Below are 26,249 nucleotides of genomic sequence, written 5' to 3' on the forward strand. Positions count from 1 at the left end.
TCGTATTGGCGCGCCGAACGCTCTACGCCATGGCCGGCGATTTTGCGATGGGCTGGCCGACGATTTTGCGGACGGCCTCGATGATCATCGTGCAGGCATCGGCCGAGGCTTTCCGGTGATTGAAAGCAACATGATAGGAAATCGGGATCGGCTCGGCGAGATCGACGATCCGGACGCGATCAGCAATCGGCAACGCGCTGACGCGGCCGAGGAACGAGACGTAACCGTGATTGGCGACGAGATCGACGATCACGGGCAGGGAATCCGCCGCCCGGATATCCTGATTGCGGAAGCGGCGGCTTACCATGCCGCCGCGGCTCAGTTCCGTCGCAGCATCGCCCAAGCCGGTGCGCTCGCTCGGCGTGCAGATCGGGTGAGCGGCGACCAGCGCTGCGACATCCGTCTCCGTGCTACCGGGCGGCGCTATTGCGACGAGATCTGTGCGCAGCAGTTCGCGGTTCTGGAAGCTTTCGAGGCCAAAGACGGAATCGAGGATGGCGACGTCGATGCGGCCGGATTTCAGCGCTTCACGCAGATCGTCGGCGGTCATCGAAATCAGCGAGATGGCATTCTTGTTGCGGCCGCTATTCCAGTCGGCGACGAGCGCGCCAAGGCAGCGGGCCACCCAGCTTTCCGCACCGGTCGGGATGATCGAGCCGATGCGCAGCGAGCGCGCCGTGCGCTGATAGCGTTCGTCTGCCGCCGATTTCAGGTCGTTCCAGGCCTGGCTGATTGCCGAGAAGATCGCGTAGGCGCGCCTGCCATCCTCCGTCAATGCCGAGCCCTGAGCCTGCCGCTCGAAAAGCTTCTGGCCGGTGAACTTCTCCAGATTGGCGATCTGCAGCGAAAGCTGCGGCTGACCGAGGCGGAGGCGGCGGGCGGCGCGATTGATGCTGCCCTGATCAGCGACTTCAAGGAAGCGCTCCATCGTGGCGATCTTTACCGGGATGCGCGCGGCCCAGCCTTCGAGCTCCTCCGGCGCCTCTCCGGATAGCTCGGCGAGATGCGCGATCGCCTCCAGTATCGGCGTCAATCCCTGGCGCACCTGGCTGCTTGCGATCAGCGTCACCAACTCTCCGGCGCTACGTTCCGTCAGCTTCAGCGCCAGCTCGCTTTCGAGGTTCGAGACGGCCGCGGAGACCGTCGACGCAGCAAGCGAGAAGCGCCGTGCCGTCTCCCTGACGGAGCCCGACGAGAGGACGTTGCTGGCGATGAAAAGAGCGCCGAGATGCAAAGCGCCGACCTCCGGAAGTGACTGAAAAGCGGACACTATTGTGTGTTCACGAAAAAAGATATCCCTTTTCAAAATCCGCAGGCTATCGTCACCGGACAAGAAAGCGGGGCCAGTGGCTGATGAGGCGATTGAGCACTCGATGATCGTGGAAACACGCAAGGGGACAAAAACAAATCGCTGCGGCGTTGCAGAACGAAATGCAATTGCGCGCATGGCGTTGCTTTCACGGCGATAATCGCGCCGCGATCGCAAATACTGGAGAGGGGTTGCATCGATTTTTCGAGAGCGCACACTATTTCCATGATGCTCGTAGGTCCGGCATTCCGGCGGGTTGTCCGTCTGGGCCGGGGGATTTCACGCGTGGAGCTTTCCGCCAGGGTCTCCGCGTTCGTAAACGGTGTTAACCAAGGGGACACTCCATGCTGAAGAAACTCGCGCTTGCCGTTTCTATTTCCGCCTTCGCGGCGGGTGCGGCCCATGCTGCCGACGTCGTCGTTTCGTCGAAGATCGATACCGAAGGCACGCTGCTCGGCAACGTCATCGCGCTCGCCCTCGAAGCCAACGGCATCAAGACGCAGGACCGCATCGCGCTCGGCGCAACGCCTGTCGTTCGCAAGGCGATCACCGCCGGCGAAATCGACATCTATCCTGAATACACGGGCAATGCCGGCTTCTTCTTCAACAAGGCCGATGACGCAGCCTGGAAGAATATCGACCAGGGCTACGAGATGGCCAAGAAGCTGGACTATGACGCCAACAAGATCGTCTGGCTGACGCCCTCGCCCGCCAACAACACCTGGGCTCTCGCTGTGCGCAGCGATGTCGCCGGTCCGAACAATCTCAAGACCATGTCCGATTTCGGCAAATGGGTTGCCGGTGGCGGCGCTGCCAAGCTCGCGGCTTCCGCCGAGTTCGTGAACTCCGCCGGCGCGCTGCCCGCCTTCCAGACGACCTACGGCTTCAAGCTGACGGCTGATCAGGAAGTCGTTCTCTCCGGCGGCGATACCGCAGCGACGATCAAGGCTGCGGCCGACCAGACCAACGGCGTCAACACCGCCATGGTCTACGGAACCGACGGTGCCATCGCGGCGGCCGAACTCGTCGTTCTCGAAGACGACAAGAGCGTGCAGCAGGTCTATGCGCCGACCCCGATCATTCGCGAGGAAGTGCTGAAGGCCAATCCGAAGATCGAGGAAGTTCTCGCACCGATCTTCAAGAGCCTGACGGCTGACGAGCTCCGGAAGCTCAACGCCAAGATCCAGGTCGATGGCGAACCGGCAAAGTCCGTTGCCGAAGGCTACCTGAAGGAAAAAGGTTTCCTGAAGTAATTCGCAGTGCTCCGCCCTCCGGGGCGGAGCATCCTTCTTTCCGGACAGGGATGGATCGATGGAAGAAACCTTAGCGGTCCGCAAACTGGACCGGCTCGGCGTGGTTCTGGTGATTGCTGGCGTTCTTGCCACTGCACTTCTGCCCTTCATCTATGTGAAGGCAAACCGCATTGCCTCAGGCAAGCCGATGCTTCTCACGCAGCTTCTCGACCAGCCCGCCGCCATCATTCTCACCCTCCTGCTCGTCGCCACCGCCTTTGCAGCACTCTTCCTGCAGAATGCAGTGCTGCGGCTTGCGATCGGCACGCTTGCGCTTGCGGCGCTGATCGCCGCGATCGGCTTCGCCGCCACCGCCTTTACGCCGCCGAACAGCAATGCCGCGCGCATGACGCCCGGGGGCAGTTTCTGGATCCTGCTCGGCGTCGTCGGCCTGATCATCTCCGATGCGCTGGTCAAGATCCGGCTGACGCCCTGGATGCGGGTCGGCGCGCTCATTGCCTACAGTGCGCTGCTGGCCGTGTGCCTGACATCCGGGCTGCTCGACAGCCTGTCGATCATGAAGGAATTCGCCACGCGTTCGGCGCAGTTCTGGACGGAAGCCAAGTCGCATCTTCTCCTGGCTTTCGGCTCGCTGGCGATCGCCATCGTCATCGGCCTGCCGCTCGGCATCTTCTGCTTCTGGGTGCCCAAACTTCGTTCAGCCGTGCTGCAGGGCCTCAGCCTCATCCAGACGATCCCGAGCCTGGCGCTCTTCGGCATCCTGATGCTGCCGCTCGGCTACATCGCGGCGCATGTGCCGCTGGCCGCCGAGCTCGGTATCCGCGGCATCGGCACGGCGCCGGCGCTGATCGCGCTCGTGCTCTATTCGCTGCTGCCGATCGTCGCCAATACCGTGGTCGGCCTCGAAGGCGTCGATCCCTCGGTGCGCGATGCGGCAGCCGGCATGGGGCTGACGCGCCGCCAGATCCTGACCGGGATCGACCTGCCGCTGGCCCTGCCCGTCATCGTCACCGGCATCCGCATCGTGCTCGTCCAGGCCATCGGCCTCGTGACCATTGCCGCGCTCATCGGCGGCGGCGGCTTCGGCATCTTCATCTTCCAGGGCATCGGCCAGACAGCGATGGATCTGGTGATGCTCGGCGCCGTACCGACAGTCTTTTTCGCCTTCTCATCGGCCGTCATCCTCGATGCGGTCATCGACAGCATACGGGGATCCACCGCATGACCATGATCGAGATCAGGAACGTCACCAAGCGCTATGGCGCCGCCACCGTCGTCGACAATGTCTCGATGAGCGTCGAAAAGGGATCGGTCACCGTCATCGTCGGCACGTCCGGTTCCGGCAAGTCGACGCTGATGCGGATGATCAACCGGCTGGTGCCAATCACTGAAGGCGCGATTTTCGTTGCCGGCCAGAATGTCATGGACGCGCCGGTGACCGAGCTTCGCCGCAAGATCGGTTATGCGATCCAGGGCCACGGCCTTTTCCCGCATCGCACCGTTGCGCAGAATATCGCGACCGTGCCGCAGCTTCTTGGCTGGGATGGCGCGCGGATCGCCAAGCGCGTCGATGAGTTGCTCGGCCTCTTCAATCTCGACCCGGCCACCTTCGCCGAGAAATACCCGCATCAGCTTTCCGGCGGCCAACAGCAGCGTGTCGGCGTCGCACGCGCGCTTGCGGCAGAGCCGGAAGTGTTGCTCATGGACGAGCCCTTCGGCGCGCTCGACCCCGTCATCCGCGGCAAGGCGCAGGACGATCTGCTGGCGATCCAGAAGCAGTTCGGCACGACCGTCATTCTCGTCACCCACGACATGGACGAGGCCTTCCACCTCGGCAACCAGATCGCGGTGATGAGCGGCGGCAAGCTGCTGCAATGTTCGACGCCGGAGAAGATCCTCACCGAACCTGCCGATCCCTTCGTGCAGCAGCTAACCGGTACGTCGGACCGGGCGTTGAAGCTGATGTCGCTTTCGCCGCTGAAGGAAAGCATGGCGCCGGCGAAGAGCGGCCTCGGCTTCACGCTGCCGCAATCGCTCAGCCTGCGCGATGCGCTGGCCGAGATGATCTGGCAGGGTGCCGATGAAGCTGCGGTAACCGATGGCGCGAAGGCGCCTGTCGGCTCGATCTCGATGGCAAAGCTTCTCGAACTGGGCCGCAAGGCATGAAGTTTGTCGTCGCCAATATCTTCCGTGTGGCGGCTTTCGTGCTGCTCCTGATCCTGCTCTTCAGGACGGAGTGGCTCTCCTTCATGCTCGTGCCGCTGACCAGCAACAACGCCCCACCCGTCTACACGCAGAACAGCCTGCCCTCGCTGGCGCTGGCGCATCTCGAACTCGTCATCGGCTCGATCATCTGCACCGCGATCCTGGCGATCCTCGCCGGTGTCTTCGTCACCCGCAAAAGCGGCGCCGACTTCCTGCCGCTGTCGCGCGCCATCGCCAATGCCGGTCAGACCTTTCCGCCGGTCGCCGTGCTGGCGCTCGCGGTGCCCGCGACCGGTTTCGGCGCCGGGCCGACGCTGATCGCGCTGTTTCTCTATGGCTTGCTGCCGATCTTCGAGAACACCGTTTCCGGTATCCGTCAGGTCAATCCGGCCGTGCTCGATGCAGCCGACGGAATGGGGATGAACCCGACGCAGCGGCTCTTCAAGGTGGAACTACCGCTCGCGCTACCGCTGATCCTCGAAGGGCTGAAGGTGGCGACCGTCATCAATATCGGCACGGCGACGATCGGCTCGACGGTTGCCGCCAAGGGGCTTGGCGAAGTGATCATTGCCGGACTGATTTCCGACAATACCGCCTTCATCCTGCAGGGCGGTCTGATCGTCGGCCTGATGGCGGTGCTGATCTATGACGCGATGGGTGTCGTCGAAAGCGCGATTACCCGTAGAATTGGCTTGCGCCCCGCCTGATCCGGCAGCTACCAAGGCTGCCGTGATACGGCAATAGGAGGCCGCCTTGGCAAAGATGATCCACTCCATGATCCGCGTTCTCGACGAGGCGCGATCCGTCGAGTTCTACGGCAAGGTCTTCGGCCTCAAGGTTGCCGATCGCATCGACTTCGAGACCTTCACGCTCATCTACATGAGCAATCCCGAGACCGGCTTCGAGTTGGAATTGACGGTCAACAAGGGCCGCATCGAGCCCTACAATCTCGGTGACGGATATGGCCATCTCGCCGTCTCCGTCGATGAAGTGGCTGTCGAACACGCGCGGCTGGAGAACGCCGGGCTCAACCCGGGCAAGCTGGTCGAGCTCAATCGCGACGGCAAGCTCTTCGCCCTGTTCTTCTTCATCACCGATCCCGACGGCTATAAGATCGAAGTCCTGCAGCGCCACGGCCGTTTCCAGTAAGAGCATCCGCATGATCGAGAACACAGAGCTTCACACCGGCTGGACCCTTTCCTGCAACGATACAGCCCGGCCCGGACTGCCCGAAACCATCCCCGCCACCGTGCCCGGCTGCGTCCATACCGATCTGCTGGCGGCCCGCCTCATTCCGGACCCCTATCTCGATGTCAACGAGATCACCAACGACTGGATCGGCCGCTGCGAATGGGTCTATCGGCTGAGCTTCGATACGGCGCCTGAAACTGGCAAGGTGCAGGAACTGGTCTTCGACGGGCTTGATACGATCGCGACGGTCCGGCTGAACGGCGAAGAGATCGGCCGAACCTTCAATCAGCATCGCACCTATCGCTTCGACGTCTCGAGCCGCCTCAAAGCCGGGGGTAACGAGCTGACCGTCACCTTCCATTCCGCCTATGCTTATGGCGCGGAGATGGAAAAGCAGTACGGCTACCGGCCGAACAACTATCCCGGCCCCGGCAACCTGATGCGCAAGATGGCCTGCAACTTCGGCTGGGACTGGGGTCCGACGCTGGTGACGGCGGGTATCTGGAAGCCGGTGCGGCTTGAAAGCTGGGATCGCGCCCGCTTGGCGCAAACGCGTGTTTCCGCGACGCTTGCCGGGGGTGATGGCGTCGTGACGATCAACGCGAAGATCGCTGCCGAGCAGGACGGTCCGGGCTGCTCGATCGTTGCCCAGATCGGCGGCGTTTCGCGAACGATCGAGGTCGATGCTTCAGGCGAGGCAAGCTTCCAGGTGACGGTTCCCTCACCGCAAATCTGGTGGCCACATCATCTCGGCGGGCAACCGCTCTATCCGCTCTTGATCGAACTTCGCGATAGCGACGGCCATATGCTGGACAGCTATTCGAAAGAAGTCGGCTTCCGCTCCGTTCGCCTCGATACCGCGCCGGATGAGCACGGCTCCGCCTTCACTTTCGTCGTCAACGACGTTCCGCTCTTTGCCTGCGGCGCCAACTGGATCCCCGACGATTGCTTCCCGTCGCGCGTCACCGCCGAGCGCTATGCGGCGCGGATTGACGAGGCGAAGGCGGCCAATATCAATCTGCTGCGCGTCTGGGGCGGGGCATTTTCGAGCGGGACGAATTTTACGAGGCCTGCGACCGGGCCGGCATGATGGTCTGGCAGGATTTCCTCTTCGCCTGCGCCTCCTATCCTGAGGAGGAGCCGCTGCGCAGCGAAGTGGAGGCCGAGGTTCGCGACAATGTTGTCCGCCTGATGCCGCATGCATCGCTGATCGTCTGGAACGGCAATAACGAGAATATCTGGGGCTTCGACGAATGGGGCTGGCGCCCGATCATCAAGGACGGCGTCAGCTGGGGTCTCGGCTACTATCTCGATGTCATGCCTAAGCTTTGCGCCGAACTCGACCCAGACAGGCCCTATTATCCCGGCAGCCCCTATTCCGGCACGATGGAGATCGAGCCGAACGACGATCGTCACGGATGCAAGCATATCTGGGATGTCTGGAACGATGTCGGCTGGGAGGTCTACCGCAACTATATCCCGCGCTTCTGCTCGGAGTTCGGCTGGCAGGCGCCACCGAACTGGGCGACGCTGGAGGAGAGCGTGCATGATGCGCCGCTGACACCGCAATCGCATGGGGTCTTCCATCATCAGAAGGCGACGCAGGGCAATGAGAAGCTGATCCGCGGCCTTGCTGGACACCTGCCGGTGCCCGAGACCATGGATGACTGGCATTTCGCGACGCAGCTCAATCAGGCACGCGCCATCCGCTTCGCGATCGAGCACATGCGCTCGCACCGGGCGATCTGCAAGGGCGCGATCGTTTGGCAGTTCAACGATTGCTGGCCGGTGACCTCATGGGCAGCGCTCGATTCCGCCGGGCGGCGCAAGCCGCTCTGGTATGCGATGCAGCAGGCTTTCGATCCGCGCCTGCTGACCATCCAGCCGCGCGGCGACAAGCTTGCAGCCGTTGCCGTCAACGAGCGAACGCTGTTCTGGCGAGCGAAAATCTCGGGCAAGCGCCTTCGGCTCGATGGCACCGTGCTGGCGGAGTTCGAATTCTGGCGGCTGCTCTGCGACCGGTTCGAAGCCAAGGAATTCGAGCTTGCGGACGATATCGCGACGCCTGACAACGCGGCGAACGAGGTCGTGGTGGTGCAGATGCTCGACAAGCGCGCCTTCCACTATTTCGTCGAGGATATCGATCTGAAATTGCCGAAGCCGGAGATGAAGGTTTCGGTCAGTGCCACTGCCGATGGCGTCGACGTGACGGTGACGGCGGGGGCTTTCCTGAAGGATCTCTGCCTGGTGATCGACCGGCTGGATCCCGCGGCCGTCGTCGACAGCATGCTGATCACGCTGCTGCCGGGCGAAAGCCATACGTTCTCGATCAGGACCAAGCGGACGTTCAAGGCTGAGGACATCACGCAAGGCATCGTCCTGCGCTGCGCCAACGATCTCCTGCCCTAAAACGCCAAAAGGGCCCCGCAAGCAGCGGGGCCCTTTCCGGCTCGTCCTAGCGAACGACTTACATCCAGTACGGCGGCACGCCGTAATAGTCGTAAACACGGCGGCCATTATCGTTGTACCAGGTGTCGTCATCGTCCGCATAGCTCGGCGCGCCTTCGATCTGCTCCTTGGTGAGATCGATGCGATAGCCGTCGAGTTGGGTATCGTAGTTCAGCTTTTCCCACGGCAGCGGATAGTGATCGTGACCGATCCCCAGGAAGCCGCCGAAGCTCAGCACGGCATAGGCGACACGGCCATCGCGCTTGCCTATGATCAAGCGCTCGATCGAGCCGATATGCTTGCCATCTGCACCATAAACGCGGGTGCCTTCCACGCGGTCGCTGGCAATCAGCGAATGCGTGTCCTTGACGTTGGGATCGCGGCGGCTGGCGTCTGTACCCTGATTAAGCATTTTCAGCTCCTTTGCTGTTTGCATGATTGGAAAACGCCAGGCCGGAATCATTGTTCCCGCGTCCGTTTCAAATGTACGGAGGCGAATTGTTGACGTTTACGTCAAAGTTAGTGTAACGCTTATAGCGGCTTGAACCGTTCGGCCATTGGCATAAGCTGCCCGCAAGGATGATGGAGGATTGTCCGCCGGCAGCCGCAAACCGGCACCGTGGCCGGATAGGGAGAGAGACACGATGAACAGCATTTCCGTGCATCCAGGTGGCGAAAAGCGGCAGAAGCCCTGGCTCGCGACCTATCCGGATATCGTACCGGCCGAAATTCCGCCGCTGGAATACGAATCGGTTGCCGAACTGCTGGAAAAGTCCTGTGAGCGCTATGCCGATCGCGTCGCCTTCTCCAGCATGGGGAAGGCACTGACCTATCGCGATCTCGAAGTGCAGACACGCAAGGTCGCCGCCTGGCTGCAGAGCCTCGGCCTGCAGAAGGGCGACCGCGTCGCCGTGATGATGCCGAACGTGCTGCAGAACCCGGTTGCCGTCTATGGCATCCTGCGCGCCGGCCTCACCGTCGTGAATGTCAATCCGCTCTATACGCCGCGCGAGCTCGAACATCAGCTGCGCGATGCCGGCGCGAAAGCGATCTTTGTGCTGGAGAATTTCGCCCGCACGGTGGAGCAGGTCCTGGTCAAGACCGACGTTCGCCATGTCGTCGTCACCTCGCTCGGCGAGATGCTCGGCGCCAAGGGACTGATCGTCAATCTGGTGGTGCGCAAGGTCAAGAAACTCGTGCCGTCCTGGTCGATCCCGCAGCACAAGACCTTCAAGCAGGTCCTTTCAGAAGGTGCAGGCCGCTCGCTGCAGCGCCCGACGCTCAGCGGCGATGATATCGCCTTCCTGCAATATACCGGCGGCACGACGGGTGTCGCCAAGGGCGCGATCCTGACGCATCGCAACCTGCTCGCCAACAAGCTGCAGCTGCAGCTCTGGCTGAAATCGGCCTTCGACAAGAAGAAGCAGCCGGATGTGCTGAACTTCCTCTGCGCCCTGCCGCTCTACCATATCTTCGCGCTGACGGTGAATTCACTAATGGGCATGTCGCTCGGCGCCCATAACATCCTGATCGCCAACCCGCGCGACATTCCGGGCTTCGTAAAGGAATTCAGCAAGGCCAATGTCCATATCTTCCCCGGCCTCAATACGCTCTTCAACGCGTTGATGAACAATGCCGAGTTCGCCAAGCTCGACTTCTCGTCGCTCGTCATGTCGCTCGGCGGCGGCATGGCTGTGCAGCGGCCGGTGGCGGAACGCTGGCTGAAGATGACCGGCTCGCACATCACCGAAGGCTATGGTCTTTCGGAGACGTCGCCTGTTGCCACCGCCAACCGCTTCGATTCCCCGGAATTCACCGGCTCGATCGGCCTGCCCATACCCTCGACCGAACTTGATATCCGCGACGAGGACGGCAATTCGCTGCCGCTCGGCGAAATCGGCGAGATCTGCATTCGCGGACCACAGGTGATGGCCGGCTACTGGAACAAGCCGGATGAGACGGCGCGAGTGATGACCCCGGACGGCTATTTCCGCACCGGCGACATGGGCTTCATGGACGAGCGTGGCTATACCAAGATCGTCGACCGCAAGAAGGACATGATCCTCGTCTCCGGCTTCAACGTCTATCCGAACGAAATCGAGGAAGTGGCGGCCATGCACCCGGGCGTTCTGGAATCGGCAGCCGTCGGCGTGCCGGACGGCCATTCGGGCGAGACGGTCAAGCTCTTTGTCGTGCGCAAGGACGCGAACCTGACCGAGGCCGACGTGAAGGCGCATTGCGCCGCCAACCTCACGAACTACAAGCGACCGCGGATCATCGAATTCCGCGACGAACTGCCGAAGAGCCCGGTCGGGAAGATCCTGCGCAAGGATCTGCGCGGTTGATCTTCACGCACAATTGAAAGCAACCATAAGGTGTGATTTGATCGCGCCGTTTCTGGGCAGAAGCAGCAGGGTCGAGACCAGCCGACCCACCGGTGAGGATGGGCCACACCGGCTTCGGCAAGAGCCTTGCCACTAGAAACGGAGGTGGTGTGATGTGGTGTAAACTGCTGAGCGTCACGCTTATGGTAAGGAAAACCCGGACGAGCTGGTCAGTGTCCGTCCGGGTAACCTACAGAAAATAAGCCCAGGCAGGCGGAGCTACAACTCCGCCTGCCACTCCATAAATATACCCGCACTCTCCCTTTTCATCAAGCGCGGCACAACTTGTGTCATTTTTTGCAGGCAGCTTGTGGCTGAACTTGATTTGCGCCCTACAAAGCGAATAGTTTCCGCAACCCTCTCCGCCTCCAAAGGAGCCTCCCATGAATGCCATCGTCGAAAAGCTGAAGAGCACTGCGGCCGCCACCAAAGCCACCGATATCCGCGCTGCCTTCGCCGCCGATCCCAAGCGCTTCTCGCGCTTTACCGCCTCCCTCGACGATCTCCTGATGGACTATTCGAAGACCGCGGTGAATGACGAGATCCTGGCGCTGCTCGTCAAGCTCGCCGAAGAAGGCGGCGTCGCGAAGAAGCGTGACGAGATGTTCTCCGGCAAGGCGATCAACTTCACCGAAGATCGCGCCGTGCTGCACACCGCGCTGCGCAACCGCTCCAACACGCCGGTGCTCGTCGATGGCAAGGATGTCATGCCTGACGTCAACTCGGTGCTCGCCGCCATGGGCAAATTTGCCGATGGCATCCGCTCGGGCGCGCTGAAGGGCGCGACTGGCAAGAAGATCACCGATGTTGTCAATATCGGTATCGGCGGCTCGGATCTCGGCCCGGTGATGGCGACGCTGGCGCTGGCGCCTTTCCATGACGGTCCGCGTGCGCATTTCGTGTCCAACATCGACGGCGCGCACATTGCCGACACGCTGAAGCTCGTTCAGCCTGAAACCACGCTGTTCATCATCGCTTCGAAGACCTTTACGACAGTCGAGACGATGACCAACGCACAGACGGCGCGCAACTTCATCGCCAAGGCTCTTGGCGACGCCGCCGTTCAGCACCATTTCGCCGCCGTTTCCACGGCGCTCGACAAGGTGGCCGCTTTCGGCATCGGCAGCGAGCGGGTCTTCGGCTTCTGGGATTGGGTTGGCGGCCGCTACTCGCTGTGGTCTGCAATCGGCCTGCCGATCATGATCGCCATCGGCCCCGAGAATTTCGGCAAGTTCCTCGATGGCGCCCATGCCGTCGACAATCACTTCCGTCAGGCGCCGGTTACCGAAAACCTGCCGATGCTGCTCGGCCTGATCGGCTTCTACCATCGCAATGTTCTTGGCTATCCGACGCGCGCCGTGCTGCCCTATGACCAGCGCCTGTCGCGCTTTCCGGCTTATCTGCAGCAGCTCGACATGGAATCGAACGGCAAGGGCGTGACGATCGACGGTACGCCGGTCGAAGGCAATTCCGGTCCGGTGGTATGGGGCGAGCCCGGCACCAACGGCCAGCACGCCTTCTACCAGCTGATTCATCAGGGCACGAGCATCATCCCCGCCGAGTTCATGATCGCCGCCAATGCCTTCGAGCCCGAGCTGCGCCACCAGCACCAGCTGCTGATGTCAAACGTTCTGGCGCAGTCGGAAGCGCTGATGAAGGGCCGCACCTTTGAGGAAGCCAAGAAGCAGCTGACCGACAAGGGCATGGACGACAAGAAGGCCGATTTCATCGCGCCGCATCGTGTCTTCACAGGCAACCGCCCGTCGATCACCTTCGTCTATGACAAGCTGACGCCCTACGCGCTCGGCCGGCTGATCGCGCTTTACGAGCATCGCGTCTTCGTCGAAGGCGTGCTCTTCCGCATCAACTCCTTCGACCAGTGGGGCGTCGAGCTCGGGAAGGAACTGGCGACCGGCCTGCTGCCTGTCGTCGAAGGCAAGGAAAGCGCTGCCGGCCACGACTCCTCGACGCAGGGTCTCGTCGCCGCTCTGGCAAAGCTTGCCAAGTAAGGCTGCGCTTCAATCGCTTATCGAGCCCATCCGCCAGCGCGGGTGGGCTTTTTTGTTTGATGCTGTCGAATGACGGGACATCTATTCGTCCTATGGGAAATGCACGAGGAGATTGCCCATGGAATTCGCCGACGACGAGCTCTTCAAGTTCGATGAAGACGGCGCCGAACCGCTCCCCGCCTCCGGCGCCGAAGGCCGGGTATCGAGTGACGGTGCTGAGATCTGGTGCGCCAGCTATGGCGCCGGTCCGGCGGTGATCCTGCTGCATGGCGGGCTCGGGAATGCCGGGAATTGGGGCTATCAGGTGCCGGCGCTCGTCGATGCCGGATATCGCGTCATCGTCATAGACAGCCGTGGCCATGGCCGCAGCACGCGCGACGACCGGCCGTTCAGCTATGTGCTGATGTCCGACGACGTGCTTGCCGTGATGGATCGCCTGGAGATTGAGGAGGCATCGGTCATCGGCTGGAGCGACGGCGCGTGCACGGCGCTGATCCTTGCCGACCGGCATCCGGAGCGCGTCTCGGGCGTGTTCTTCTTCGCCTGCAACATGGATGCGACTGGAACGCTCGAGTTCCACCCTACGCCCGTCATAGACCGCTGCTTCAGCCGTCACCGGAAGGATTACCAAGCGCTTTCGGCAACGCCCGATGGTTTCGAGGCTTTCGTTGCCGATGTCGGGAAGATGATGCAGAGCGAGCCGAATTATACGGCGGGAGAGCTAGCGGCGATCAAGGTGCCGGTCACTGTTGCGATCGGCGAGAGCGACGAGTTCATCCGCCGCGAACATATGAATTATCTCGCGAAGACAATCCCTGACGCTGAGCTCATTCTCATGCCCAGCGTCAGCCATTTTGCGCCGCTGCAGCGGCCAGCACTCTTCAATCGCGAGGTGCTGGCCTTTCTCGGCAGCTGAACCTGATCTCAGAGGCCGATTTCGCGCGCCCATGGCGGATTTGCGCCAGCACGGGAGACGGTGACGGCCGCAGCCTTGGCGCCGAGCGCCAGGGCATTGCCCAGCGCCTTCTCGTCGAGCGAGGCGACCTGCGCCTTGGTCAGCAGGTTGTCCATCTTGAGCGACGCCAGGACGCCGGCATCGAACGTATCGCCGGCACCGACCGTATCGACCACGGTCACGCGCTCGCTCGGCACGGTGACCTTGCGCTCATTGGTGTAGCCGGATGCGCCTTCGGCGCCCTTGGTGATGACTACGAGCTTGGCGCCCTGCTTCAGCCAGTAGGCAGCGAGATCGTCATGGCTGCCTTCGAGGCCGAACCATTCGAGGTCCTCGTCGGAGAACTTCAGGATATCCGACTTGGCGGCCATGCGCTTGATGCGCGCCATGTGGGCTTCCTTGTTCTTGATGAAGCCCGGGCGGATGTTCGGATCGAGCGAGATGACGCGCTTGGCGGCTTCGCGATCGAGCAGCGCCTCATAGGTCTCGCCGCAGGGGCTCGGGATCAGGCTGATGGCGCCGAAATGCAGCGCTTCGCAATCGTCACCGAGAACAGGAAGGTCATCGGTGGTGATCATCCGCCCTGCGGTGCCCTCGTCGTAGAAGGCGTAGGTCGCCTGGCCGTTGACGAGCTTTACGAAGGCGATGGTCGAGGGCCGCGGCGTGATTGCGCAGGGGCTATAATCGACATTGCTGGCCTTCAGCGTGCCAAGCAGGATCTCGCCCATCATGTCATCGGCAATGCCGGTGAAAAAGGCAGTCGGCACGCCCAGGCGGCCGAGCGCAATCGCGGTATTGAAGATCGCGCCGCCGGCATAGGGCGCAAAGCCCTTTTCACCCAGCGTCGTCTCACGCGGCAGCATATCGATCAGCGCTTCGCCACAGCACAAAATCATCGCAATTCCTCCCAGAAGGCTCTTGTTGCCTCAATCCAATAAGTGAGCTTTTGTCAAAAGGCTAGAGCGAAAGCTCACTTACGCCACCGTTCCGGCCGGACCAGGCGAGCGGCGCGTCCAGGAAGGCTTCGACTTCGCTCAGCGTCTTCTCATCGAACAGCTTCTGCTCCTTGGCGACGGCCAGAACGTTGCGCCAGGTAGCGATATGGTGGAGCTTCACCTTGCCGTCGGCAAAGCGCAAGGCGCCTTCATTAAAGATGCCGTAATAGAAGAGCGCCATGCCGTGATCGACGATGCCGCCGGCTGCGCGGATCGCATCGATGAAGGTGAACATGCTGCCGCCGGCAGTCGTCAGATCCTCGATGACGAGAACGCGCGACCCCTCGGGCATATGACCCTCGATCTGGGCATTACGGCCGTGACCCTTCGGCTTCTTGCGAACATAGATCATCGGCAGGCTGAGGCGATCTGCCAAGAGCGCTGCGAAAGGGATACCGGCCGTCTCGCCGCCGGCGATGCAATCGAAGCGCTCGAAGCCGGCGTCGCGGGTGATGACGCTGGCGGCGAAATCCATCACCGCCGAGCGGACGCGCGGATAGGAGAGCAGCTTGCGGCAATCGATATAGACGGGGCTCGCCATGCCGGAGGCGAGCTTATAGGGCTGCTCGGCATTGAAGTGGACCGCCTTGATTTCCCAGAGCATCTTGGCAAGGAGTTCTGCCATAATGGCGCGGTCGGGAAATGTCGTCTTGGTCATGGCTCTCTCCTTCGGCTTACGGTGCCATGCGGCAATAGCAGCAACGAAAAAATCTTTCCAGTGCCGGAACTTTTTGCACGTTCGACGCGGGCGCGAGCGCCATCCGGAGCGGCAAAACCATAGCGCGTTCACAGCGTAGTGCCCTCGATTTTTTCCACAAATCCGCGCAAATTTAAGGACCTACTGATAAATATTGGGAACCAAGGCTTTTGGCCTTACCGGACCGGCAAACCACCGGTATTCGCTAAAATTCTAATGGATGCCTTAGGATTTGAAAAACACCTGACGGGCCAATTTCTGCGCGGTTCTGAAAGCCGTGCAAGGAGTCCGGAATGAATCTGGCGATGTCCGAAATCACTCAGAAGTTCAACGCGTCGCTCACTTTCAAGATTTTCTCAATATGCTTTGCATCGACGCATATCCCCCTACTCGCCCTCATCACCTACCTCGTCACCGGCTTTCGCAGCGAAGCCATCCCGGTGCTTGGAACGGTGTTGGGCGCCACGCTCATCGGCACGGCGTTCTGCCTGGCATCCGTCTGGATGCTGATCAAGCCGTTGCATGAGATCGCAAAGACTGTGGAAACCTATCGCGCCACCGGCGCGGTCAAGCCGGTGCGCAGCAAGCGCACGGACGAGGTCGGTGTCGTCACCAACGGCATTTCGGTTCTCATTGTCGAGCTGGACGCCACCCTCTCGCAGCTGCGCCGTCAGGCAACGACAGATGTTCTCACCGGCCTCGGCAATCGCCGCTGGCTGAAGGATATCGGCTCGATGGAGATCGCCCGGGCGGCACGCGAGAGCACGGCAATCAGCGTCGTCGTCTTCGACCTCGACCATTTCAAATCGATCAACGACGAATTCGGCCACGATGTCGGCGACCAGGTGCTGATGGCGGCGGGCGCGACGATCCAGCACAATCTTCGGCCCTACGATATCGCCGCCCGCATCGGCGGCGAGGAATTCTGCCTTGTTCTGCCTCGGACGGGCACCACGGCAGCGATCGCCATTGCCGACCGGCTGCGCAAGGAACTGGCCGCCAAGGCGATCGGGCCGCTTCCGGCCGGACGCGTGACCGCAAGCTTCGGCGTCTATCGTGGTGACCCCAAAAGCGAGAGCTTGAAGGTGATGCTGACGGCGGCAGACCGGAAGCTCTATTCGGCAAAGAACAATGGCCGCAACGCCGTGCACTGGGCGGCAGCCCGGTCGGTCTCCGGCGAAAGCGTCGCCAGCTAGACCAAGCGCTCGAGATCGGCGGGCAGCATCTTCTTGTAGAGCGCGATCGCCGTCTCCCCCTCCTCATCATCCAGCGAGATCGCATAGCGCACGGCCGCCGCCAGCAGCTGCATCAGCAGCCGCGCGGCCGGCAGCAGGTCACTTTCCCTCCGTTCAGGCCAGAGGCGCTTCAGCACCGAGAACAGTGCCTGCGCATGAAACTCCATATCTTCGGCATCGACGGCTCGCAGCAGACGGTCTGCCTGCGTCGCATGCCAGATATCGCGCATGACGGGCTCGCGGCGGAAGAAGCGGTAGTATTCGTCGGTGATCGTGCCGAGCGCCCGGTGCAGCGAGGCGGCATCCGTAACCTTCGACAGCTCCTCCTCGACGCACCGCCTGCCCTCTTCGTTGAAGCGTTCGGCAAGGGTGCGGATGATCGAGGTCTTGTCTGGGAAATATTGATAGAGGGCGCCGAAGGAGAGCTCCGCCTTCTCGACGATCTCGCTCATCTTCAGGGCATCGCTGCCGTTCTTCTCGATCAGTTCGGCAGCCACAGCCAGAATCTTCTCAAAGCGATCACGGCCGCGCTGCTGGCTCGGGATGCGTCGGGGTTGCCCCCCAGGCACGGCTTGCCGCCTGCGCCGCACCGGCGTCTTATCGTCCATGCGCATCCCTCCTCGGTTGACAACGAAAATAAGAGAGTTTATCTCATTTTGCAAATGAGAGATTTTCTCTTATTTTATGGAGGGGTTTCGCCATGGCATTCATTCTTCCCATCCTGCTCGTCACCGCGGCGATCGGCAGCGGCCTGATCGCCGGCATATTCTTCGCCTTCTCAACTTTCATCATGGCGGCTTTCGCGCGTATCCCGCCCGAGCAGGGCATCGCGGCGATGAACTCGATCAACGTGACGATCGTGCGCTCGCCCTTCATGCTGCTGTTCGTCCCGGTTGCGATCCTCTGCATCACGATTGCGGTCATGGCGTTCATGGATTGGCGGGGAGTGCCAGCATCTGGATGATCGGCGGCGCGGCCGCCTATGTCGTCGCCTCCTTCATCTCAACCATTGCCTTTAACGTGCCGATGAACGACGCATTGGCGAATGTCAGCGGCAGCGGCAGCGAAGCCGTGACGCTCTGGAACCGCTATCTCAGCGACTGGACCTGGTGGAACCATGTGCGCACGGTGGCGTCGCTGGCTTCCGCCATCGCCTTTGTCCGTGCGCTGATGATCCTTTGAATGAGGCGGGAGGCGTTCCTCCCGCCGGAACCGTCACTTCTTTTCGCAGAAGGCGATCCGGTTGCTGAACGGATCGATGACGGTCACTTCCCATCCCCAGGGGGCGTCCTCGATCCCCGGCTTCATGTAGCGATAGTCCTTGGCCGACAGTTCCGCTTGGAAGGCGCGCACGCCTGTCATCCACACGAATGCCTTGGCGCCGGGGCTCGCATCGCCGGAATGCTCGCTGAGATGCATGATCAGCTTGCCGCGCGAAACCTGGCAATAGAGCGGGAAGTTCTCGCCGAAGCGGTGTTCCCAATCGAGCGTGAAGCCCAGGAAGCCGCAATAGAACTCCATGGCCTTTGCCACATCGAAGATGCGGAAGATCGGGATCGGCAGCTCCAGCGCAATCGCTGAACTCGAGCCTTCCGCCTCGTCCAGCTTGGCGGCGAGGATATTCCATTGATCGAAGCCGAATTGCCGGGCCACGATCTCCAATGTCTCGCTGTGGGTGAGGAAAATATCGCGGCTCGCAAGAGCTTGCCGCAGTGCTTTTGCCATGATCTTGGCATCGCGAAAATCGCGCATGGTTCATCCTTCCATCGGCAGCGAACAGGAAGATCAGTGCCCGCGTCTGCTGACCCGTTCGCCATCGTTTGCCATTGGCAAGGATGTGAAGGATTTCATCTGGATGCATTCACCTTAGCGCTTGCGCGCCGCGGGACGGCTGGCTGCATCCGGCCAGTCCCGACATTAGCAACTCATGCCGGATGATCAAGAGGCGCTGCGCACCGAGGGCGCAGCCGGCACCGCCTGCAGGTGGTTTGCGAGCTCGACGCGGTTGCGCCCGGCGCGCTTGGCGGCATAGAGCGCCTTGTCGGCCTCGCTGAGCATGGTATCGAAATCCATCGGCGCGGCACGGCCGGGCGCGACACCGATCGAGACGGTGCACTTCAGCACTTCGTCATCGATATAGATTTCACGTTCCTCGAAGGTACGGCGGATGCGCTCGGCGATCATCTCGGCGCGGCCGGGCATGATCTCCTTGAGAACGAGCGCGAATTCTTCACCGCCGAGACGGGCAGCGGTATCGCCCGAGCGGCAATGGGCGGCGAGTTCGCCGGCAAAGATCTTCAGAACGCGGTCACCGGCGGCATGACCATGGCGGTCGTTGATCGACTTGAAATGGTCGAGATCGAAGATGATGACGGCGGTCGACGAACCCATCTGGCGCTCGCCATGACGATCGAAGAGCGCGCGGCGATTGAGAAGGCCGGTCAGAGAATCGGTGATCGCCTCCTGGCGGTGCCTGGCGGCAAGCCGCCACTGGTGCAGCGCCAGAGACAGGGCGCCGATGCCGGTCATGCTGGCGATGCAGACGGCGAGGCTGAGATCCTCGGCCCAGTTGTTGGGCGCCGCCCCCAGCACCAGCTTGCCATCCCAGATCAAGACGGCGGCGCAGAGCGCAAAGGATATGCCCGTCAGCGTATAGAGCACCGTGATGCCCATGATCGGCGCCGGCGCTTCGGCCTTCGCCTGCCAGTATTGAAGAGCGGTCGCCAGCAGCAGGAGGGTGATCGAGGTGTTGTCGGCGATGAAGCCGAGGCCGTCATACCCGGCGGCCATCGCGCCCACCGGCAGCAGCATGGCCGACAATGCACGGATCAGGATTCCTGCGAGCGGCAGACGGTTGGTGCGAAACTGATAGCCGGCGCCCCAGATGGCCGCAAAGCCCGCCTGAAAGAGCACGAAACTCGCAACGCCCATGACAATGCCGGGCGACGAAACATAGATGCTGTAGACGAAGATGCCGCTGACGACGAGCACGAGGCCGCAGGTGCATGTGAGCAGGAAGGTCTCGGCACGGCGTGCGAACCAGCTGCCCATCAGGGTCACAGCCAGGCACGTTGCTGAAACGCCGAGCGCCAGCAGAAGGGAATTATAATCCAGCATCATGCTTTGGTAACTCCGCGGCTCCTGCCGCGCCCAATAATCCGTCCACAGGCTATCGTGCCACTGGTGACGAATGTCTTACGCATTCTGTTAAAAAATCATGGACCGCGAACACGAATGTTAGAGCGGTAACAATTACACAGTAAAAGCGGCGGGAATACCCGCCGAAATTGACAGTTTTCGCGCTTTATTCAGCGCTTTACGTCCCAATGAAGCGGGAACATCGGGTCGAAGACCGTGACCGGGCCTGCACCCGTCTCGATTTTTGACGGAAACGTGATCGCGTCTTCGCGCTTGACCAGCGTGATCTTCTCTTCATTCGGCTGCAGGCCGTACCAGGCCGGACCATTCAGCGAGACGAAGGCTTCGAGCTTGTCGAGCGCGTTCTCCTGCTCGAAGACATGGGCCACGCAGCTCATCGTGTTGATCGAGGTATAGATGCCGGCGCAGCCGCAGGCGCATTCCTTCAGCGGATCGACATGCGGCGCGGAATCCGTACCGAGGAAGAAGCGCGGATCGCCGCTGACGGCCGCTGCACGCAGCGCCAGGCGATGGTTCTCGCGCTTGGCGACCGGCAGGCAATAATAGTGCGGGCGGATGCCGCCGACGAGGATGGCATTGCGATTGATGATCAGGTGATGCGTGGTGATCGAGCCGGCCAGATTGGCCTTCGACGACTTGATATAGTCAATGCCATCGGCCGTCGTCACATGCTCCATCGTCACCTTCAGTTCCGGCAAACGCTTGCGCAACGGATCGAGCACGGTTTCGATAAACACGGCTTCGCGGTCGAAGATATCGATTTCAGGCGTCGTGACTTCGCCGTGGACACAAAGCGGCAGGCCGATCTTCGCCATGCGCTCCAGAACGGGCATCGCCTTGTCCATATCGCGCACGCCGCCATGCGAATTGGTCGTGGCGCCGGCCGGGTAGAGCTTCACCGCGGTGATCAGCCCGCTCTTCTTTCCCTCTTCGACATCATCGGCGCTGGTATGCTCCGTGAGATAAAGGGTCATCAGCGGCTCGAACCGGTCGCCTGCAGGCAGGGCCTTCATGATCCGCTCGCGATAAGCGCGCGCATCCGTGGTGGTGACGACGGGAGGCACGAGGTTCGGCATGATGATGGCACGCGCGAAATCACGGCTGGTGTCGCCGATCACCCCCTCCAGCATGGCGCCATCGCGCAGATGCAGATGCCAGTCATCGGGACGGCGGATGGTGATCGATTGCATGGGAGCCTCCGGAGCGCTGCGGGTGGCGCTTCGATAGCATCAACAGGCCGATGGAAACAACCGTTTAGACAGCGCGGCAATCACTTGTGGGCGACGGCCGCAAACCGGCCGACGATAACGGCCAAAGCGGAGGCGCAGACGGCATAGCATGCGTAGGCGGCGGCCTGGCTCGCGAGCGGAATGCCGGCATCCAGAAGCTTTCCGGCCACCAGTGGAGCGCTGCCGGTAACGACTATCCGGATCGCCTCGAAACGCGAGCGGACATAGCCGAACTGCCCGGCGCCGAAGAGCTCGGCCCAGAGGATGGTGCCGAGCTTCAGGTCGATCGCGGCGGACATGCCGAGAAGGCCCATATAGACGGGCGCCGCCCAAAAGCCGTCAAAGAGCGCGATGAGGCTCAGCCCTAGTGCGAGCGGCAAGAGGAAGACAGGCAGGATGCGGACGGCGCGGATCCTGTCGATGACGGGTGCCACGAGAACCGATGTCGCCGCCTGGGCGATGGCGAAGACGGAAAAGCAGGCCGCCAGCCATTCGAGCGGCCAGCCCTTTTCAGCTGCAAGGACGGCCTGATGGAAGATCATTGCCGTCAGGATGAAGGAGACCGCCAGCATCGTCGGGCACAGGAGCAGCATCAATGCGAGCTTCGGCCGGGCTGCTTGCGGCGTCGCCGCCTGAACACTGGTCTTCGCCGCATTGCCGGACGCATCATCCCGCGGTAGCAGCAGGCATGCTGCGCAGACACCGAGAGCGACCGCTACGCCCGTCAGCAGCCACGTCCCCCGCCAACCGGCGACGCCTATGACGGCAACCGCAACGGCCGGAATGAAGACCAACGCGGCCGAATAGGCGAGGCTGACGACGGCCATCGCCTTTCCGCTGTCGGCCGGGAAGAACCGGACCATCGACGTCATTGCCGTGTGCACCATCAAGCCCTGACCGGCCAGCCGAAGCAGGAAGAGGCAGACGGCAAAGAAGAGAACCGATGCGGGCGAGAGGGCAATCATCGCGCAGGCTGTACCGAGCAACAGGCCGGCACCGAGCGTGAAGCTGCGAAGGCTTACCCTGTCGATTTTCTGGCCGAGATAGGGCAGCGCCAGGGCCGACGTGAAAGTCGCAATGGCAAACACTGTTCCGAGACTGCCGTCACTGAGCGCGTAGTGGCCGCGGAACGCCTTAGAAAACAGCGAGAAGAAGAATGTCTGTCCGGCGCTCGACAGGACCTCAGGATGACCGCGTAGCCGAGGAGCCGAGGGTTCTGGCGTGCAAAGGCAAGATAGGATCGGAGCATTGGCAAAGGCAGACTTGAAAAATCGCGTGAGGCTTGAAAACAGATGCCCGCCGCTGAAAATGAAAAACCTCCGGCCGGATAAGCCAGAGGTTGAATGGATGTCGCGATTCTCGCCGGTCGGCAAGTGCCGCAATGATGAGCCCTAGAGCGCGATCTCGAGGGTGACATCGGACGGACGGCGGTTCTCCAAAATGAGGCGGCCGTTTGGAAGGTCGTTGCCGTAGACCTTGGCGCTGGCTTCTTCTTCGCTGAGCTTGTAGCCGCGCCAGCGCTCCCAGAGGCGCTCTTCGAGAACCTCGATCGGCGGGGCGAGCATGATGGTGAAATCGAAGATGCCGTCGAGATCGGCCCATTTACCCTGCGTGAAGAGCAGGTAGTTGCCCTCGATGATGATGAAGCGATCGTGGGGCGAGATCGGGCGGGCGGAGGCGATGGCGAGTTCGCGGGAGCGGTCGAAGACCGGGACCAGCACTTCCTGATCGGCCGGGCGTACGGCGCGGACGATGTCGAGGAAACCGCGGACGTCGAAGGTCTCGGGGATGCCCTTGCGGGCGAGTAGGCCGCGCTCGATCAGCACGGCATTGTCCATGTGGAAGCCATCCATCGGCAGCACGGCCGCGGTCTCTCCGCGGGCCTTGAGGCCATTGGCGAGATTATCGGCCATTGTCGACTTGCCGGCACCGGGCGGACCGGCGATGGCGATCAGGAAGCGCTTCGCACTCCCGGCGCGGCCGAGCACCGCGCCGGTAATCTCGTCTATCCTCAGGTTCATGCGGCGACCGTCTCCTGGGGAGCGGCCTTGGCGCCCGTCATGAAGGCGACGGCATCCGACATCGTGTATTCCTTCGGATTGATCACCGTGAGACGGCGTCCGAGACGGTGGATGTGGATGCGGTCGGCGACTTCGAAGACATGCGGCATGTTGTGCGAGATGAGCACGATCGGGATACCGCGCGAACGGACGTCGAGAATGAGCTCCAGAACGCGGCGGCTTTCCTTGACGCCGAGGGCGGCCGTCGGTTCATCGAGGATGATGACCTTCGAGCCGAAGGCTGCGGCGCGGGCAACGGCGACACCCTGGCGCTGACCGCCGGAGAGCGTCTCCACCGCCTGGTTGATGTTCTGGATGGTCATCAGGCCGAGCTCGGAAAGCTTGGCACGCGCCTGCTTTTCCATCGCCGAATGATCGAGCTTTCGGAAAAACTGGCCCATGAAGCCGGGTTTGCGGAGCTCGCGTCCGAGGAACATGTTGTCGGCAATCGACAGCGCCGGCGACAGGGCGAGGTTCTGGTAGACCGTTTCGATGCCGGCCTTGCGAGCCTCGATCGGCGACGAGAAGTGGATCGGCTGGCCTTCCAGCCGGATCTCCCCCTCGTCGGGACGGATGGCACCCGAGATCGCCTTGATGAGCGAGGACTTGCCCGCGCCGTTGTCGCCGATCACGGCGAGGATTTCGCCGGGATAGAGGTCGAAATCGGCATGATCGAGGGCAGTGACGCGACCGTAACGTTTGACCAGGCCGCGCGCCGTGAGAAGAGGTTCGAGTGCCATCAGCCTGCTGCCTTTCTGATCCACTGATCGATTCCAACTGCGGCGATGATGAGCACGCCGATCAGCAGGTAAGTCCATTGCACGTCGGTGCCGAGAAGGCGCAGGCCGAGCGAGAAGACGCCGACGATGAGCGCCCCGAACATCATGCCGAGAATGGAGCCGCGGCCACCGAAGAGCGAGATGCCGCCGATCACCACAGCGGTGATGGATTCGATGTTGGCGAACTGCCCGGCAGTTGGGGACACCGAACCGATGCGGCCGATGAGAGCCCAGCCGGCAAGCGCACAGATCAGACCCGAGAGTACATAGGTCGAGACCAGCATGCGCTTGACGTTGACGCCGGAAAGACCGGCGGCCTCAGGATCGTCGCCGACGGCATAGAGATGCCGGCCCCATGCGGTGTGGTTCAAGATGTACCAGAGAACCGCCACGAGCAGGACCATGGCGATGACGCCATAGGTAAAGACCGCGCCGCCGATGCGGAACGTATTGCCGAAGAGCTGCAACAATGGCGCCTGGGTTTCGATATCCTGCGCGCGGATCGTCTCGTTGGCCGAATAGAGGAAGTTCGTGGCAAGCACGATCTGCCACATGCCGAGCGTGACGATGAAAGGCGGCAGCTTCATTCGGGCGATCAGCAGGCCGTTTATGTAGCCGCAAAGGGCACCGACGGCGAAGCCGCAGAGAACGGCGAGTTCGACCGGAAGGCCGTAGCGGAACACGAACTGTCCCATGACCACCGACGAGAGCACCATGATGGCGCCGACGGAAAGATCGATGCCGGCCGTCATGATGACAAGCGTCTGCGCGGCGCCGACAATACCAGTGATCGCCACCTGCTGCAGGATCAGCGTCAGCGAAAATGCCGAGAAGAACTTGGTCCCCAGAAGGGCGCCGAAGATGATCAGCGACAGCACAAGGACGATCAGCGATACGGCCGATGGCGACGAGTGCAGGAAATGCCTGAATTTCTGGAGGACCGAATTGTCGTCCGTATCGAAGGAAGCAACGTCCTTCGAACTGTCCTTGAGGACTTTTTCATAATCGTGATGCGGTGCGGCTGTTGTCGGCTCGCTCATGGAAATCCTCCGCGTGACCCCACTCCCTAAGGGGCATCCCGCCACTTTCAGGCAGGACGTGGGATAAGCTGCACCCAATTCGGCGCGCTGTCAAAGATGAGCAGGGAGCGGAGATGCCGCTGGGCATCTCCGCGTTTTGGTTCAGGCTAGGCGAGGATCAACCCCAGCACTTGCCCAGGCCTTCCTTGGTGTCGATCGACTTGACGCCGGAGACCGGCTTGTCGGTGACCAGGGTAACGCCGGTGTCGAAGAAGTTCTTGCCTTCGGTCGGCTTCGGCTTCTCACCGGAGTCGGCGAACTTCTTGATCGCCTCGATGCCGAGAGCGGCCATCTGCAGCGGATACTGCTGCGAGGTGGCGCCGATGACGCCATCGGCAACGTTCTTGACGCCCGGGCAACCGCCGTCGACGGAAACGATCAGCACGTCCTTCTCACGGCCGACAGCCTTCAGCGCTTCATAGGCGCCGGCAGCAGCCGGTTCGTTGATGGTATGGACGACGTTGATGGTCGGGTCCTTCTGGAGAAGGTTTTCCATCGCGGTACGGCCGCCTTCTTCGTTGCCGTTGGTGATGTCGTGGCCGACGATGCGCTTGTCGTCTTCGTCACCGATCTTGTTCGGATCCTTCGGGTCGATACCGAAGCCCATCATGAAGCCCTGGTCGCGCAGAACGTCGACCGACGGCTGGGACGGGGTGAGGTCGAGGAAGGCAACCTTGGCATCGGCAGCCTTGTCGCCGAGCGTTTCCTTGGCCCACTGGCCGATCAGCTTGCCGGCGAGCAGGTTGTCGGTTGCGAAGGTCATGTCGGCAGCGTCGATCGGCTCAAGCGGGGTGTCGAGAGCGATGACGAGCAGGCCGGCGTCGCGCGCCTTCTTGATGTTCGGAACGATGCCCTTGGTGTCCGAAGCGGCAATCAGGATACCCTTGGCGCCGTCAGCGATGCAGGTTTCGATAGCGGCGACCTGGCTTTCGCTGTCACCGTCGATCTTGCCGGCATAGGACTTCAGGTTGACGCCGAGTTCCTTGGCCTTGGCCGTCGCGCCTTCCTTCATCTTGACGAAGAAGGGATTGGTATCGGTCTTGGTGATCAGGCAGGCCGAAACGTCGGCGGCCATTGCCGGAGCCGAGAAGGCGACGCCGAGTGCGAGCGCGCCGAAAGCGAGAACTGATTTCTTCATGAGAACTCCTCCCAGAGATTAACCGGATCGCCACGATGGCCGAACCCGTATTTTCAAGCACGAACGCGGCCGCGGATTTCGCGTTTAGCCTCCTCCCAGGCCGCTCGATGCCGTTCACGTTGGC

The 26,249-nt window shown here is 61.7% G+C and carries 22 protein-coding genes and 2 pseudogenes; 11 read left to right on the forward strand and 13 right to left on the reverse strand.

Features of this window, described 5'->3' with window-relative positions; all coding sequences use genetic code 11:
* Positions 1-22: 22 nt before the first annotated feature.
* Positions 23-1,234 carry a LysR family transcriptional regulator gene (locus tag F2982_RS07080; protein ID WP_203429656.1) on the reverse strand — a complete coding sequence of 404 codons (1,212 nt, stop codon included), beginning with the start codon at positions 1,232-1,234 and terminating at the stop codon, positions 23-25.
* 419 nt (positions 1,235-1,653) lie between these two features.
* Here F2982_RS07080 and F2982_RS07085 point away from each other — a divergent pair, with 419 nt between their 5' ends.
* The 6 genes and pseudogenes from F2982_RS07085 (at position 1,654) to F2982_RS07110 (ending at position 8,367) form a co-directional block, all read left to right on the forward strand.
* Positions 1,654-2,562 carry an ABC transporter substrate-binding protein gene (locus tag F2982_RS07085; RefSeq protein ID WP_203429657.1) on the forward strand — a complete coding sequence of 303 codons (909 nt, stop codon included), beginning with the start codon at positions 1,654-1,656 and terminating at the stop codon, positions 2,560-2,562.
* Positions 2,563-2,620: 58 nt separating this feature from the next.
* On the forward strand, positions 2,621-3,787 hold the full coding sequence (locus F2982_RS07090; protein ID WP_203429658.1) for an ABC transporter permease: 1,167 nt from the start codon (positions 2,621-2,623) through the stop codon (positions 3,785-3,787).
* The gene (locus tag F2982_RS07095) at positions 3,784-4,728 is read left to right on the forward strand and encodes an ABC transporter ATP-binding protein (RefSeq protein WP_203429659.1); all 945 of its coding nucleotides are present in this window, start codon (positions 3,784-3,786) and stop codon (positions 4,726-4,728) included. The genes F2982_RS07090 and F2982_RS07095 overlap by 4 nt, the downstream gene beginning before the upstream one ends.
* Entirely contained in the window at positions 4,725-5,474 is a 750-nt protein-coding gene (locus F2982_RS07100; protein ID WP_112713587.1) for an ABC transporter permease, read from the forward strand. The genes F2982_RS07095 and F2982_RS07100 overlap by 4 nt, the downstream gene beginning before the upstream one ends.
* Positions 5,475-5,520: 46 nt before the next feature.
* A complete protein-coding gene (locus tag F2982_RS07105; RefSeq protein ID WP_203429660.1) occupies positions 5,521-5,916 on the forward strand; it encodes a VOC family protein in 396 nt (131 codons plus the stop codon).
* A 10-nt stretch (positions 5,917-5,926) separates the two neighbouring features.
* Positions 5,927-8,367: pseudogene (locus tag F2982_RS07110) on the forward strand (glycoside hydrolase family 2 protein).
* A gap of 58 nt (positions 8,368-8,425) precedes the next feature.
* Here the strand turns inward: F2982_RS07110 and F2982_RS07115 are convergent.
* Positions 8,426-8,818 carry a PRC-barrel domain-containing protein gene (locus F2982_RS07115; protein ID WP_112714372.1) on the reverse strand — a complete coding sequence of 131 codons (393 nt, stop codon included), beginning with the start codon at positions 8,816-8,818 and terminating at the stop codon, positions 8,426-8,428.
* Between the two features lie 232 nt (positions 8,819-9,050).
* Here F2982_RS07115 and F2982_RS07120 point away from each other — a divergent pair, with 232 nt between their 5' ends.
* From F2982_RS07120 to F2982_RS07130, 3 genes are all read left to right on the forward strand, one after another.
* The gene (locus tag F2982_RS07120) at positions 9,051-10,751 is read left to right on the forward strand and encodes a long-chain fatty acid--CoA ligase (protein WP_203429661.1); all 1,701 of its coding nucleotides are present in this window, start codon (positions 9,051-9,053) and stop codon (positions 10,749-10,751) included.
* 422 nt (positions 10,752-11,173) lie between these two features.
* Positions 11,174-12,799, forward strand: a complete 1,626-nt coding sequence (pgi, locus tag F2982_RS07125; protein ID WP_203429662.1) for a glucose-6-phosphate isomerase — start codon at positions 11,174-11,176, stop codon at positions 12,797-12,799.
* Between the two features lie 118 nt (positions 12,800-12,917).
* On the forward strand, positions 12,918-13,715 hold the full coding sequence (locus F2982_RS07130) for an alpha/beta hydrolase (RefSeq protein WP_203429663.1): 798 nt from the start codon (positions 12,918-12,920) through the stop codon (positions 13,713-13,715).
* A gap of 8 nt (positions 13,716-13,723) precedes the next feature.
* Here F2982_RS07130 and F2982_RS07135 read toward each other — a convergent pair whose 3' ends face one another.
* Both F2982_RS07135 and F2982_RS07140 read right to left on the reverse strand, forming a co-directional pair.
* Complete coding sequence (locus tag F2982_RS07135) at positions 13,724-14,650, reverse strand: carbohydrate kinase (RefSeq protein WP_112713599.1); 927 nt, start codon at positions 14,648-14,650, stop codon at positions 13,724-13,726.
* 61 nt (positions 14,651-14,711) lie between these two features.
* Positions 14,712-15,407 (reverse strand): orotate phosphoribosyltransferase, encoded by a 696-nt coding sequence (locus F2982_RS07140; RefSeq protein ID WP_112713601.1) that lies wholly within the window; start codon positions 15,405-15,407, stop codon positions 14,712-14,714.
* Between the two features lie 332 nt (positions 15,408-15,739).
* Here F2982_RS07140 and F2982_RS07145 point away from each other — a divergent pair, with 332 nt between their 5' ends.
* On the forward strand, positions 15,740-16,642 hold the full coding sequence (locus F2982_RS07145) for a GGDEF domain-containing protein (RefSeq protein ID WP_203429664.1): 903 nt from the start codon (positions 15,740-15,742) through the stop codon (positions 16,640-16,642).
* On the opposite strand, the gene F2982_RS07150 is transcribed toward F2982_RS07145, so the two are convergent.
* Entirely contained in the window at positions 16,639-17,289 is a 651-nt protein-coding gene (locus F2982_RS07150) for a TetR/AcrR family transcriptional regulator (RefSeq protein ID WP_203429665.1), read from the reverse strand. The two genes, F2982_RS07145 and F2982_RS07150, sit on opposite strands and share 4 nt — an antisense overlap.
* A gap of 92 nt (positions 17,290-17,381) precedes the next feature.
* Here F2982_RS07150 and F2982_RS07155 point away from each other — a divergent pair.
* Positions 17,382-17,863: pseudogene (locus F2982_RS07155) on the forward strand (anthrone oxygenase family protein).
* A 33-nt stretch (positions 17,864-17,896) separates the two neighbouring features.
* Here the strand turns inward: F2982_RS07155 and F2982_RS07160 are convergent.
* The 8 genes from F2982_RS07160 to F2982_RS07195 all read right to left on the reverse strand — a co-directional run bounded on the left by F2982_RS07160 (position 17,897) and on the right by F2982_RS07195 (position 26,125).
* Positions 17,897-18,433: a glyoxalase superfamily protein gene (locus F2982_RS07160; protein ID WP_203429666.1), complete on the reverse strand. Its 537-nt coding sequence runs from the start codon at positions 18,431-18,433 to the stop codon at positions 17,897-17,899.
* 186 nt (positions 18,434-18,619) lie between these two features.
* Positions 18,620-19,801 (reverse strand): GGDEF domain-containing protein, encoded by a 1,182-nt coding sequence (locus F2982_RS07165; RefSeq protein WP_203429667.1) that lies wholly within the window; start codon positions 19,799-19,801, stop codon positions 18,620-18,622.
* Positions 19,802-19,989: 188 nt separating this feature from the next.
* The gene (gene pyrC, locus F2982_RS07170) at positions 19,990-21,030 is read right to left on the reverse strand and encodes a dihydroorotase (protein ID WP_112713613.1); all 1,041 of its coding nucleotides are present in this window, start codon (positions 21,028-21,030) and stop codon (positions 19,990-19,992) included.
* Between the two features lie 80 nt (positions 21,031-21,110).
* On the reverse strand, positions 21,111-22,451 hold the full coding sequence (locus tag F2982_RS07175) for an MFS transporter (protein WP_203429668.1): 1,341 nt from the start codon (positions 22,449-22,451) through the stop codon (positions 21,111-21,113).
* A gap of 9 nt (positions 22,452-22,460) precedes the next feature.
* A complete protein-coding gene (locus tag F2982_RS07180) occupies positions 22,461-23,090 on the reverse strand; it encodes a nucleoside triphosphate hydrolase (protein WP_203429669.1) in 630 nt (209 codons plus the stop codon).
* The gene (locus F2982_RS07185) at positions 23,087-23,869 is read right to left on the reverse strand and encodes an ATP-binding cassette domain-containing protein (RefSeq protein WP_112713619.1); all 783 of its coding nucleotides are present in this window, start codon (positions 23,867-23,869) and stop codon (positions 23,087-23,089) included. The genes F2982_RS07180 and F2982_RS07185 overlap by 4 nt, the downstream gene beginning before the upstream one ends.
* Positions 23,869-24,948 (reverse strand): ABC transporter permease, encoded by a 1,080-nt coding sequence (locus tag F2982_RS07190; RefSeq protein ID WP_130279164.1) that lies wholly within the window; start codon positions 24,946-24,948, stop codon positions 23,869-23,871. Before F2982_RS07190 ends, F2982_RS07185 begins: the two co-directional genes overlap by 1 nt.
* A 157-nt stretch (positions 24,949-25,105) precedes the next feature.
* Positions 25,106-26,125, reverse strand: a complete 1,020-nt coding sequence (locus F2982_RS07195) for a sugar ABC transporter substrate-binding protein (protein ID WP_112713623.1) — start codon at positions 26,123-26,125, stop codon at positions 25,106-25,108.
* Between the last annotated feature and the right edge of the window lie 124 nt (positions 26,126-26,249).

Origin of the sequence: Rhizobium sp. BG4 (assembly GCF_016864575.1) — a bacterium.
Taxonomy (GTDB): domain Bacteria; phylum Pseudomonadota; class Alphaproteobacteria; order Rhizobiales; family Rhizobiaceae; genus Rhizobium.